Annotated in this window: 8 protein-coding genes; 5 read left to right on the top strand and 3 right to left on the bottom strand. The window is 27.9% G+C overall.

Features of this window, described 5'->3' with window-relative positions; translation table 11 throughout:
* Positions 1 to 188 precede the first annotated feature (188 nt).
* Together ACFOWD_RS07445 and ACFOWD_RS07440 are read left to right on the top strand one after the other, a co-directional pair.
* Complete coding sequence (locus ACFOWD_RS07445; RefSeq protein ID WP_377409378.1) at positions 189 to 2,270, top strand: helix-turn-helix domain-containing protein; 2,082 nt, start codon at positions 189 to 191, stop codon at positions 2,268 to 2,270.
* Between the two features lie 263 nt (positions 2,271 to 2,533).
* Positions 2,534 to 3,211 (top strand): hypothetical protein, encoded by a 678-nt coding sequence (locus ACFOWD_RS07440; RefSeq protein WP_377409376.1) that lies wholly within the window; start codon positions 2,534 to 2,536, stop codon positions 3,209 to 3,211.
* A 66-nt stretch (positions 3,212 to 3,277) separates the two neighbouring features.
* Here ACFOWD_RS07440 and ACFOWD_RS07435 read toward each other — a convergent pair whose 3' ends face one another.
* From ACFOWD_RS07435 to ACFOWD_RS07425, 3 genes are all read right to left on the bottom strand, one after another.
* Complete coding sequence (locus ACFOWD_RS07435) at positions 3,278 to 4,249, bottom strand: Gfo/Idh/MocA family protein (protein WP_377409374.1); 972 nt, start codon at positions 4,247 to 4,249, stop codon at positions 3,278 to 3,280.
* A complete protein-coding gene (locus tag ACFOWD_RS07430) occupies positions 4,242 to 5,942 on the bottom strand; it encodes a sodium:solute symporter (RefSeq protein WP_377409372.1) in 1,701 nt (566 codons plus the stop codon). The genes ACFOWD_RS07435 and ACFOWD_RS07430 overlap by 8 nt, the downstream gene beginning before the upstream one ends.
* Positions 5,943 to 6,052: 110 nt before the next feature.
* Complete coding sequence (locus tag ACFOWD_RS07425; RefSeq protein ID WP_377409370.1) at positions 6,053 to 8,569, bottom strand: PIG-L family deacetylase; 2,517 nt, start codon at positions 8,567 to 8,569, stop codon at positions 6,053 to 6,055.
* A gap of 178 nt (positions 8,570 to 8,747) precedes the next feature.
* Between ACFOWD_RS07425 and dnaN the strand changes: the two genes are divergently transcribed.
* The 3 genes from dnaN (at position 8,748) to ACFOWD_RS07410 (ending at position 13,418) form a co-directional block, all read left to right on the top strand.
* Complete coding sequence (dnaN, locus tag ACFOWD_RS07420; protein WP_288956234.1) at positions 8,748 to 9,866, top strand: DNA polymerase III subunit beta; 1,119 nt, start codon at positions 8,748 to 8,750, stop codon at positions 9,864 to 9,866.
* Between the two features lie 178 nt (positions 9,867 to 10,044).
* Entirely contained in the window at positions 10,045 to 10,689 is a 645-nt protein-coding gene (locus ACFOWD_RS07415; protein ID WP_377409368.1) for a hypothetical protein, read from the top strand.
* Positions 10,686 to 13,418 (top strand): carboxypeptidase-like regulatory domain-containing protein, encoded by a 2,733-nt coding sequence (locus tag ACFOWD_RS07410; RefSeq protein ID WP_377409366.1) that lies wholly within the window; start codon positions 10,686 to 10,688, stop codon positions 13,416 to 13,418. Before ACFOWD_RS07415 ends, ACFOWD_RS07410 begins: the two co-directional genes overlap by 4 nt.
* Position 13,419: the final 1 nt, after the last annotated feature.

Here is a 13,419-nt window from a genome sequence, read left to right as displayed (position 1 = left end):
ACAAAGATGCAATGAACCGTGAAGCAGCGTTAAACAGTTATGAATCAAGTGTTATGAAGTTTTAAGCAGGACTATAAATTATGAAGCAAGACTATAAATTATGACGCGTTTTGTAATTTTATCAAAAATTTTATTTAAATAAAATTCGTTTTTTTTATTTTACTTATATTCGTTACAATTAACCAAAAATGTCCTTAAATTATACTTCAAATTCTTTTTTAGCAGAAGCAAAAGCTAAAGTTTTAGATAATATTTCTAATGAGCAATTTGGTGTTTCTGAGTTAGCAGATGAAATGCACACGAGTCGTTCTAGTTTGTTAAGGAAAATAAAAAAGCAAACTAATTTATCTGCAAGTCAGTTTATACGAGAAATACGTCTACAAAAAGCAGCAGAGTTATTAAAAGAAACTGAACTTACTGCGTCAGAAATTGCATTTGAAGTTGGCTTTAGCAATCCTTCATATTTTACAAAATGCTATCGTGAATATTATGGTTATCCACCAAGTGAAACAAAAACCAAAAAAATAGAAGAATACCAAGTCCTTCAAAAAACAGAAGAAGAAACAAAGGAAGTAGCTATTAAAGCTACAAACATTAATAAATATATTATAGCAATTACCATTTTATCTGTTATTGTGATTATTTATTTTTTTAAAGATCACATAACATCACCAAAAATAAAAGTCAATAAAGAAAAGTCAGTTGCAGTCTTACCTTTTAAAAATTTAAGTGAAGACAATTCCAATTTATATTTTATTAATGGGGTTATGGAAGCTTCTCTTAACAATCTTCAAAAAATTAAAGACTTAAGAGTAATTAGTAGAACTTCTACAGAAAAATATAAAAATAATCCTAAAACTGTCATAGAAATTGCAGAGGAATTACAAGTAAATTATTTGATTGAAGGTAGTGGACAAAAGATAGGAAATGAAGTGCTTATTAGCATTCAATTAATAAATGCTAAGAAAGATTACCCCATTTGGTCTGAACAATACAAATACCAACTTGATAATGTTTTTGAACTACAAAATACTATTGCAAAAAAGATTGCTTTTGCAATAAAAGCTAATGTAACACCAAAAGAATTAGCATTAATTGATAAAAAACCTACAGAAAATATTACTGCTTATGATTTTTATTTGAAAGGACTAGAAAATCAAAATGAAAAAACAGAAATAGGATTACAAAAAGCTATTTTAAATTTTGAAAAAGCAATAGAAAATGATTCAAAGTACGCAGATGCTTATGCTCAAGTTGCTATATGTTACTACTATTTAGATGAAAATAAAATTGAAAAAAAATATTTAGATAAATTAAATGAATACGCAGACAATGCTTTATTATATGATGCTACTTCTGAATTACCTTTAATTGCGAAAGCTTTATATTATATAAATATTAGAGAGTTTAAACTATCTATACCTTACTTAGAGAAAGCTTTAGAATATAACCCTAATGCTTCCTCTGTAGTATTAATACTATCTGACATATATGCCAGAGTTATACCCAATACAAATAAGTATCTTACTTATGCATTAAAAGGAATGCAATTAAATATTGATACTAATGATTCTATATCTCAAAGTTATGTCTATTTAAACTTAAGTAATGCCTTAGTGCAAAATGGTTTTGCAAAAAAAGCATCTGAATATATTGAAGAATGTTTACAATATAATCCTAACAATCCTTTTGCTTCCTATTTAAAAAACTTTATAGATTACGCTAATAATAAAAATCTAAAAGTATTAACGAATAAGATGCTAATAGAATGGAAAAAGGATACTTTACGTGCTGATGTAACACAAGAACTTGCAAAATTGTATTATTTTCAAGAAGATTATGAAAATGCATTAGTCTATTATGAAAAGTATATAAATATTCTTGTTACCAATAAAATTGATTTATATCCTGGAGAAAATATTAAAATTGCCTATACTTTTTATAAAATGGGATTTTCTGAAAAAGCGGAGTTATATCTTGAAAAATTTAAAAACTACTTAGAAAAAGACACATCTATTTATAAAGAGGCTAGTTTAGGAATGCTTTACATATATGAAAAGAACTATGATAAGGCTATTGAAGCCTATGAAAATTTTAGTTTACAAGATGATTTTCAATATTGGGTGGTTTTATTTTTGAAGGAAGATCCTTTAATGAGGCAATTAGAAAGTCATCCAAAATACGAAGAAACTATTAAGAAAATAGAAATGCAATTTTGGCAAAAACATAACAGACTTAAGCAAACTTTGAAGTCTGAAAGATTACTTTAAACTATGAAATTAACTTTTAAAAGTTGGTTCTTAATTATTCATTTCTGAGTATTTCCTCTTTTAGTATGTGCTATCCGTTTAAAAGTTTGAATTTTTAAAGCAATCGCGATTTTAGTGTAGATTCAATCCTTTTTTCTTTTAAATAAAGTATATTGCTACAAGTACAGTACGTAAAGTAAAATTCGTAACTGTTAAAAAACTATAAAACTTCAATATGACATAAAGTAGATGTTATAGCTATAGAGGTATTTACATTAAATAAAATGAAAAACACAATTTTAAAGCCTTTATTAATTATTACATTATTCTTTTATGCAATTGTGGCTAGTGCACAAAGTGGTGCTGTTTACTCTTTCATTTTTGATGTGGATTCTGAACTTACTGATTTTTTAAAGGTAGACCGAAATAAAAAGAATTGGTTATCTGGTTTTTCTGTAAGTAAAATATTCCCTGAAGAACTTATAAATTCTATTAAAATTAAAACAGAAGAGGCTTTTACCGAAAAATTACAAATGCCAGTAAAAATGTGTTTTTATAGAAACAAAAAAGGGAAGATTTATGACTCAGGAGGCATTGGTGGACGTCTTGAGGGATTGCCCTCAAATACCTTTAAAGGAGCAAAAGTTAGTTGTACTGAAAATAACAGATACATTAGGTATTATGTAAAGATTTCCAATGGAGGTAGCACTTCTGTATTCTTTGGAAAAAACAAAACTAAAACTAAAATTAACACTAAACCAAATCTTAAAATACACGCCACAGTGTTTGATGAAAACAAAAATAAGGTTTGGAAAAAAAAGATAGAAATAAAAGACTTTTCAAATCTTCGGTCAATAAAAAGATATTATGGTGTTTTTAATATTACGAAATCTGAGGTTTTGAGTAATGAAGATATATATGCAATGTATATTATGGGCCTTGAAGAGTTGATGAAAGAATAAAGAAAGAAAAACTATATACTTAATTAGTTACAGCAACACAACTAACAAAAAAAAACAATCATATAATCAGCTATATGTTAACCCAATTTTTTCTCTAACATTATCTAGAGTTTGTATTAAGGTTTTAGAGAAATCAAAAGTCATTAAATTACTTTCTATTTTATGATTTCTTAGCAATTGGTTAAAATGCTCTATTTCATAACTATAGCCAATGGTTTTATAATTAAAGTCTTTGGTTTCTGTAGTATTAGCTGTAACTATACTCACTGTAGTGGGTTCATGAAAACGTGTATGAATTATTACCAAAGCTTTTTCAAACGTAAAAATAGCTTCAGTTGGTGTTTCTGCTAATAATGTACTATGTAGTTCTGCTTTTACATTTTTATAATTAAAAGAGATATCACAACTTGAATCTGCCCCGTTTTCAAAAAATGTGGCATTAGCATTTATACTTTCTGGTTTTCCTAAAGTAGATAATGCAGCAAAAATGGGGTAAATACCAATATCTAATAAAGAACCTCCACCTACTTCTTTTTTAAATAATCTACTTTCAGTATTGTAGGCTGTGTAAAAACCAAAATCTGCTTTTAATTGTTTTAGCTTGCCATATTTGTTTGACTTTACTAACGCTATAACAAATTGATAATGTGGTAAAAAATAGGTCCATAAAGCTTCCATTAACAACACTTTATTTTCTTTAGCACAAGCAATCATCTCTTCTACTTCTTGTAGATTCATGGCAAAAGGTTTTTCGCACAACACTGCTTTTTTATGCTGCAAACACAGTATTGTATGTGGCTTATGAAAAGCATGAGGTGTAGCTATATACACAGCATCTACTGAAGTATCTTTTGCTAAATCTTCATAAGAACTATAGGCTTTAGTAGCTTTATATTGTGCTTTAAATTCTTTAGATTTTAAAGCATTTCTAGAAGCTACTGCATACAACTCTGCATCTTGAACTTTTGCTAAATCTGAAGCAAATTTATGAGCAATTTTACCTAATCCTAAAATTCCCCATTTTATAATTTTAGCCATTTGTTAATGTTTGCTTTCTTGTAAAAGATTGTAGTAAAACAGCAATACTCATTACTAAAATACAACCTAATAAATTTAACCATAAATAAGGCAATACATCTAAATACCAGGTAATAATAATTATGGTCTGAGTTATAATTGCAGCAATAAATACTGCATTACCTTTTACATATTTTATGAAAAATGCTAGTAGAAAAATACCTAACACATTACCATAAAAAATAGAACCTATAATATTTACCAACTGAATTAAATTATCAAACAAATTGGCAATACAGGCTACCAAAATGGCTAAAATACCCCAAGCTAAAGTAAACCACTTAGAAGCTTTTACGTAATGTGCATCTGACTTTTCTTCTTTTATATTTCGTTTGTACAAATCCATAGCAGTTGTACTTGCTAATGCATTTAGTTCTGAGGCTGTAGAAGACATTGCTGCAGATAATATAACCGCCAACAATAAACCAATTAAACCTCTAGGTAAATTGTTAAGAATAAAGTGAATAAACACGTAATCTTTATCATTAGACTCTAACTTTTCTATCGCTGTTTCATCAATCTTATCAATAATTACTCTTGCAGATTCTTTAAGTTCTAAATCGCGTTTGTTTAAGGCTTGTATTTGTGTTTTTTCATTATCTTGAAAACCATCTGCCAATAATTTCTTTTTCTTATTTTCTATCTCAATATGTTCTGTTTCTAGACTTTTATATTGTTCTGCATATATAGAGTTTGCAACTTCATCTTTTACTTTTGGATTAAAATTTAAAGGTGATGTATTAAATTGATAAAACACAAAAACCATAACCCCTACTAACAAAATAAAGAATTGCATAGGTACTTTTAACAAGCCATTAAAAATTAAACCTAATTGACTTTCTCTAACAGATTTACCAGACAAATAACGCTGCACTTGACTTTGATCTGTACCAAAATAAGATAGCATTAAAAAAGTACCCCCTATAAAACCTGTCCAAACTGTATATCTGTTATTTAAATCGAAAGAAAAATCTAACACTTGCATCTTATCACTAGCACCAGCAATAGTTAAGGCTTTAGAGAATGTAATATCTTCTGGCAACTGGCTCAAAATCATAAAAAATGCAATTAGCATTCCTAAAAAAATAACAATCATTTGTTGTTTTTGAGTAACATTTACGGCTTTTGTACCCCCAGAAACTGTATAAATAATTACTAAAAAACCAATGATGATATTTAGTGATAATAAATCCCAACCTAATACTGCACTTAAAATAATAGCTGGTGCAAAAATGGTTATACCTGCTGCTAATCCTCTTTGAATTAAAAATAAAATAGCTGTTAATGTTCTGGTTTTAGCATCAAACCTACCTTCTAGAAATTCGTAGGCTGTATACACTTTTAACTTGTGGTAAATAGGTATAAAAACTACACAAATAATAACCATTGCAATAGGCAATCCAAAATAGAATTGCACAAAACCCATACCACTATGAAAAGCTTGACCTGGAGTTGATAAGAACGTAATTGCACTAGCTTGAGTAGCCATAACAGACAAACCAATGGTCCACCATTTTGTATCATTACCACCTTTTATATAATCTGTAACATTAGAATTTTTACGTGTTACATAAGTACCATAAACCACGATAAACAATAAAGTTATCGATAATATTATCCAATCTATTTCGTGTAATTTACTGGCTATTTCCATAGATTAATTCGTAAAATGATTGGTAATTAAGTAAAAGACAATTAAGTAAATAACATTAGCCACCAAAACAATGGTATATTCTTTTTTCCAAGTATATTTTTCTGGTTTCATTATTTGTTAATTTCTGGTTTTACTTCAATTTTTTCTTTACCCACAGAAAGCATGTTCGCAAATAATTTATAAGCCCCTGAAACACCTGCAGGTAATTCTCTAAAGAAACTTAAGCCTGTGTAGATGTAATTTCCTTTTCCATATTTAGCTATTAGTAAACTACCCATCTTTGGAGTTTCGCCTTTATCATTCATAGCAAAAACAGGGGTGTATTGCTCACTCCAAATATTTGGAAAATACAAACCTCTTTCTTGAACCCAACCTTTATAATCTGTCTCTGTTATTTTATTCGGAAAGTTTAACAAAGAATTATCTGGATCTAAAACTGTTATTTCTGCATTTTCATCTGTAACTCTATCTCTAGATAATTTTAAGGTGTAAGGTGCTTGTATATCTACATTTCTATTGGTATTGTACTGCACAATCATATTACCCCCTTCTTTTACATAATCTAATAAAAACTTCTGCTTAAATTTTAGTTCTTTTACCACATTATAAGCACGAATACCCACAACAATAGCATCGTATTTTTTTAAATTACTTTCGTTAATCTCTGAAGGATTTATAGCTACAACTGTATATCCTATTTGTCTTAAACTTTCTGGCACAACATCTCCAGCACCTTTAATATAGCCAATATAATTACCAATTTTTTGAATATTTAAACGAACAATTTTGGCTTTAGATTTAAGTAAAACAGACTGTTTTGGAATATGATTGTAATTAATTTCTACTAATTCTTTTGTGTATTGTTTTGCACCAACAGAAGCTACAACTTCTAAAGTGCCTTCAGATTCATTTTTTGGAGGAGTTACAGTAAAAATAACTTTTTGAATATCTTTTCTTTGTGCAATATTAAAAGGAATAAATTCAGGTGATACTTGCCAACCTTTAGGTGCTTTTAAACGGACTTCTCCATTAATATAATTAGCTCCTGCCCTAACTTGTACCTCTACTTTTTTAGCAACACTATCAGAAAAAATAAGTACTTTATTTTTTAATCTTGTAGTTACTTTTGGTAAAATTTCGAAAGGCTCATAAATTTCTCCTTTATCACGTTCTGCATATCTTCTAACCATATTTTTAGTAATGGTTACAGGTACATTATTTATGATTAAATCAAAATCTACTTTAGTTTGTTTTTCAGTTTCTGGCTTACCAATTAGTTTTTGATTATCGACTTTATACATTCCTAAAGACCATTCTTCTTTTAACCAATATGGGTCAGAAAATTGATTTGTTTCTAACTGTATACTTTCTTTAAAATTAACTCTTTTATTAGGCTCTAAGTCTAACCCTTTAAATACCTTTTTATTATTAATTTTTGATGTGATAGAAATTAATTTTACTGGAGTTACATTTCTATTTAAAACCTCAATATTCACATTAATTTTAGAATTTGGTATGGCAAATGAACTTTCTGCAGAAACCTCTAAATATAGACCTGAACAAGCTTCAATAATTTCTAAAATTTGCTTCTTTTTGATGGCTTTCCAATAATCATCATCTAATTCATTAATTAATTGATAAGCATCTAATAGTTGTGGTAAATGTTTAGAAGGATTTACAAAATCGAAATTCTCTTCTACATCATATAAAATGTCTCCAATTTTTCCTCCACCCTCAATACGATTCCAAGTAGTATTAATTCCAGAAAAAATATCGTTTTTATCTTTTAATGCATCACCTTTTAAAAACTCTAGGTATTCGTCTTGAGAACCTCTTGTAGATAATCTACCAAAACCTTGACATAAATGTTGACTACTTGCTATGGAAGCTAACTCGTTATTAGATAATCCTTTTAAAGGATAATACACACCCACGTCTAACTTTGTAAAGTTTTTAGAAGCTTCTAGAAACTGAGCTCTATCTCTAAAAAACCAAGAAGAAGTATTAAAAAATAAACGCTTTGGTTGCCATGTTTTGGTGAAAGCTAATTGACTTTTAAATTGTGTTGAGTCTCCTACTTTATCAAAAGCTTCTACACTTAACATAGCAGAACTTGTATGATGACCATGAGTAGAACCAGGAGTTCTATGATTAAATCGATTTATAATAACGTCTGGCTTAAAAGTTCTAATTGCCCAAACAACATCACTTAATACTTTTTGTTTATCCCAAATTTTTAATGTTTCATCTGGATGTTTAGAATACCCAAAATCATTTGCTCTAGTAAACATTTGTTCTCCACCATCTACACGTCTTGCAGCTAATAATTCTTGTGTTCTTATAACACCTAATAATTCTCTTATTTCTGGGCCAATTAAATTTTGCCCTCCATCTCCTCTCGTTAAAGACAAATAACCTGTTCTTGCTTTTGTATTATTTGCTAAATATGCTATAAGCCTTGTATTCTCGTCATCTGGATGAGCTGCTATATATAAAGCTGTACCTAAAAAATTTAGTTTTTGTACTTTTTCGTAAATCTGATTAGAGGCTAACTTTTGAGGCTTTTGAGCCAAACTTGATATAGAAATCAATAAAAATGAAAGGGTAAAAAAATATATTTTTTTCATTTGATTGGTTTAATAAGTAGTAACAAAAGTAACTTTTTTAAAGTCGAAATAGTGGCTTTAACATAATTATAACGTTTCTGTTTCATCAACAAAATGCTCATAACCTGTTAATAAATTAATTTTAAAAATCACTTATTAAACCTATATTTGTAATACTAATTTATAGAAATAAAAATCAATGAAATTTATTGTATCTAGTTCGCAATTGCTAAAACAGTTACAAGTTTTAGGTGGCGTAATAAACAACAACAACACACTACCTATTTTAGACAACTTTTTGTTTGAACTATCTGAAAATCAATTAAAAGTTTCTGCATCAGATTTAGAAACTACTATGAGTTCTGTAGTAGATGTAGAGAGTGATAGTTCTGGATCTATAGCAGTTTCTGCACGTTTATTATTAGATACTTTAAAAACTTTTCCTGACCAGCCTTTAACGTTTAAAACAGAAGGTGATAGCACAATAGAAATAAGTTCTGACCAAGGTAAATACGACATGGCTTATTTTGGAGGTGATGAATTTCCAAAAGCTGTAAGTTTACCAAGTCCGAGTAAAACAGTAGTACCAGCTCATATTTTAGGTACTGCAATTTCTAAAACAATTTTTGCTGCAGGTAATGATGATTTGCGCCCAGTAATGAGTGGTGTATTTTTTCAGTTTAGTTCTCAAAGCTTAACTTTTGTTGCTACTGATGCACATAAATTAGTAAAATACTCTAGAACAGATGTTACTGCAGACCAAACAGCAGAATTTATTATGCCCAAAAAACCTTTAAATTTATTAAAAGGTATTTTAGGTGGTTCTGAAAGTGAAGTAACTATTGAATACAATGATGCTAATGCTAAGTTTACTTTTGACAATATAGTTTTAGTATGTAGATTAATTGATGGTAAATATCCAAATTACGAAGCTGTAATTCCTAAAGAAAATCCAAACAAATTAACAGTAGACAGAGCTTCTTTTTTAAACTCTGTAAGACGTGTTTCTATTTTCTCTAGTAAAACTACACACCAAATTCGTTTAAAAATGGCAGGAACAGAATTAAATATTTCTGCTGAAGATTTAGATTTTGCAAATAAAGCTGATGAACGTTTAAGTTGCGATTATCAAGGAGATGATATGCAAATTGGCTTTAACTCACGTTTTTTAAGTGAAATGTTAAACAACTTAAACTCTAACGAAGTTTTAATTGAAATGAGTTTACCAAACAGAGCAGGTATTTTAACTCCAATTGATGGCACAGATGAAGGAGAGAAAGTAACGATGTTAGTAATGCCAGTTATGTTGAATAATTAATTTTATATAACCAATATAAATAGTAAAAACCACAACTTTTTAGTTGTGGTTTTTTTATTTCGGCTATTTAAAAATAAAAGAATTTTTATCAAGGCCAATTCAATCTTTTTTTTACTTTTACTCTAATCAGTTAACCACTTTAATGAAAATACATTTTGCTATTACATTGTTTTTTTCAATGTCAATATATTCGCAAGTTTCTAATGAAACCAAAGCTGCCTATAATTTATATGATGAAATTATAGGACTTGAAAACACAGCTTTAAGTTATGGTAAATATTACTCAGAAAAATATAGAACGCTTGATAACAATCATCAATATTTTGTAAAAAATGATTTTGTAAAAGGTAATGTTACTTATCAAAATAAAACCTTCTACAATGTCTACTTAAAATACAATACCTCTGAAGATCTTTTAATTGTAAAAAACAAAAATCAAATTGCATTAGAGAATGCTTTAGTTAGCAATTTTAAATTGTATGAAAAAGATTTTATAAACTCAGAAACACTTGGTTTCTTAGAACTCATTTACAAAAGCGAACAATTTATTTTTTTAAAAAAAAATAAAAAAAATAAACGCAAAAAATTAAATGAGTCTTTTGTGTACTATAAATTTTTAGACAAAAACACTTACTATCTTAAAATTGACGTCAATTATTATGAAGTTGAAAATAAAAAAGATGTCATCAATCATTTTCCTGAACTAAAAAAGTTAATTAGCAATACCTATAAAATAAACAAGAAATTATATAGAACTAATACAGATTCATTTTATAAGTTATTAGGAAATGTAATTTCTAAACACATAAAAAACAAGATATGAAAAAGTGTATCTTATTAGTTTTGTGTGTTTTTACATTACAAATTCAATCGCAAAATAAAGAAGATTTAATATCTATTTCTTTTACAGAAAATACTTTAAAAGAGGTTTTTACTTTATTAGAAAACAAAACTTCCTTTCAATTTTTCTATATAGATTCTTGGTTAGAAGATGATAAGCTTACCAAAGAATTTAAAAACAAAAACATCGAATTTATTTTAAAAGATATTCTAAGAAAAACATCTTTAAACTTTACAATTATTGATGATAAAAAAATTATTTTAACGAAAGGAAATTTAATTCATAAAACACTTTATGAAGAAAAAAATGAACTAATTGTTGAAGAAGATTTAGAAAGACCTATTTATATAGAAAATGTAGTTGATGAAAATAATGAAACTATAATTATTGGTAAACAAACAGTAGGTAATAAAAAGAAAAGCTATACCATAAAGGGTATTGTAAAAAATAAACAAACTAAAAATCCTATTGAAGGCGTTGTTGTTTTAGAAAGAAATAAAAAAATATCATCTACAACAGATTCTAAAGGCGTGTTTTCTTTAGAATTACCTTATGGAAAAAACACTATAGAAACACTTTTATTGGGTTTTACACCAAGTTCTAAAAACTTAATTGTGTTTGGTGATGGATCTATAAATATTACTTTAAATGAAGAATCTGAAATGTTAGATGAATTGGTTATTAAAACCAAAAAAGAAAGTAATGTAAAAGAAGTAATTTCTGGTATAACACAAATAAACATTGAAGAAATAAAAAATATTCCTCAAGTTTTAGGTGAAAGAGATATTTTAAAAGTTGCTACCACTTTACCTGGTATTAAGTCTGCAGGTGAAGGTGCAGAAGGCGTAAATGTTAGAGGTGGTAAAGTAGACCAAAATTTATTTTTACTAGACGAAAGTGTTATGTATAATCCTGCACATTTTTTAGGTTTATTTTCTGCAATAAATCCTTTTACCACCAGCGATTTAAAAGTTTATAAAGGAAATATACCTGCAGAATTTGGTGGTAGAATTTCTTCGGTTTTTGATATCGAAACAAAAGATGCAGATACCGAAAAATTTAAAGGAGAAGCTTCAATAGGTGTAGTTACTAGTAATGTAAGCCTAGAAATACCTATTGTAAAAAAGAAATCTGGATTATTGGTTGGTTTTAGAAGTACATATTCTAACTGGGTCTTAAAATCTTTAAACGATAAATCTTTAAATAATAGTAGTGCATCTTTTTTTGATGTTATTGCAAAATACAATCATCAATTTAATGAAAAAAACAGGTTAAAAATTACGGCTTATCATAGCAATGATGATTTTAGAATTGCATCAGACACTACAAACACATATGGTAATACATTAGCTTCTATAAATTGGTCTCATAAGTTTAATGATAAAAATCATGGAAACTTAATACTATCATCTAGTAATTATGCTTTTAATATTAATTACAATAGTATTGGAAATAACAATTTTGATTTAAAATACACTATAAATGAAATTGGTGCAAAACTAAAAATGCATTATTCTCATTCAAAAAAACATAGTTTTGATTATGGCATTTCTTCAAAATTATATAATGTTTCTCCAGGAAGACTTTCACCATCAGACAATAACTCTATTATAACACCAATTACAATAGAAGATGAAAAAGGATTAGAAAGCGCTGTTTTTATCTCTGATAATTTTACAGTGAACAAAAAATTATCATTTAACTTAGGTTTACGCTACTCTGTTTATTTAGGTCTAGGAGAATCTACGCAACGCTATTATGCAGATAATTCTCCAACAACAGATGCTAATCTTATAAATTCTGAACAGTTTAAAAATAATGAAGTGTACCAGACATATCAAGGATTAGAATATCGTTTTTCGGGTAGATATTTTTTAAATCCTGAGTTGTCTTTAAAAGCTAGTTTAAACAGATCCTTTCAATTTATTCACAGATTAAGCAACAATACAACTGCATCTCCTACAGATGCATGGAAACTATCTGACGTAAATATTAAACCTCAAGAAGGGATACAAGTTTCATTAGGAATATTTAAAAATATTAATGTTAACGAATATGAGTTAAGTATTGAATCTTATTATAAAGATTATAAAAATGTTTTAGACTATAAAGTTGGAGCCGAGTTTTTATTGAATGAAAGAATAGAAACTCAAGTTTTACAAGGACCTGGAAAATCTTATGGTATTGAGTTTTTAGCTAAGAAAAATGTTGGTAGATTAAATGGTTGGATAGGTTATAGCTACTCTAGATCTTTTATAAAATTAGATAGTCCTTTTGATGAAGAACGTGTAAATAATGGCGAGTTTTTTCCTACTAATTTTGACAAACCTCACGATTTTAATTTAATCGCTAATTATAAATTAACTAAAAGATTTAGTTTGTCTAGTAACTTTACTTATCAAACAGGAAGACCCATTACCTACCCAACAGGTAAATATATTTATCAAGGTAATGAGTATGTTTTATATAGTGATAGAAACCAATTTAGAATACCAGATTACTTTAGATTAGATATTGGGTTAAACATAGAAGGCAATCATAAAATTAAGAAATTTGCTCATAGTTTCTGGAATATCTCAGTGTATAATATTTTGGGGAGAAATAATCCTTTTGCTGTATTTTTTGCAACTGAAAACGGAACTGTAAAAGCTTATCAAAGCTCTATATTTTCTACTCCTATACCAACAATTACTTATAATTTTAAATTCTAAA

The organism is Polaribacter marinivivus (genome assembly GCF_042651285.1).
Classification (GTDB): Bacteria; Bacteroidota; Bacteroidia; order Flavobacteriales; family Flavobacteriaceae; genus Polaribacter; species Polaribacter marinivivus.
Note: the sequence above shows the minus strand (reverse complement) of the source record. Positions and strands in the feature narration are given on the sequence as shown.

Excerpts from the sequence above, each read along its gene's own strand:
- ACFOWD_RS07445 (WP_377409378.1), top strand. The coding sequence starts at position 189 with ATGTCCTTAAATTATACTTCAAATTCTTTTTTAGCAGAAGCAAAAGCT.
- ACFOWD_RS07425 (WP_377409370.1), bottom strand. The coding sequence starts at position 8,569 with ATGAAAAAAATATATTTTTTTACCCTTTCATTTTTATTGATTTCTATA.
- ACFOWD_RS07440 (WP_377409376.1), top strand. The coding sequence starts at position 2,534 with ATGAAAAACACAATTTTAAAGCCTTTATTAATTATTACATTATTCTTT.
- ACFOWD_RS07410 (WP_377409366.1), top strand. The coding sequence starts at position 10,686 with ATGAAAAAGTGTATCTTATTAGTTTTGTGTGTTTTTACATTACAAATT.
- ACFOWD_RS07435 (WP_377409374.1), bottom strand. The coding sequence starts at position 4,249 with ATGGCTAAAATTATAAAATGGGGAATTTTAGGATTAGGTAAAATTGCT.
- dnaN (WP_288956234.1), top strand. The coding sequence starts at position 8,748 with ATGAAATTTATTGTATCTAGTTCGCAATTGCTAAAACAGTTACAAGTT.
- ACFOWD_RS07415 (WP_377409368.1), top strand. The coding sequence starts at position 10,045 with ATGTCAATATATTCGCAAGTTTCTAATGAAACCAAAGCTGCCTATAAT.
- ACFOWD_RS07430 (WP_377409372.1), bottom strand. The coding sequence starts at position 5,942 with ATGGAAATAGCCAGTAAATTACACGAAATAGATTGGATAATATTATCG.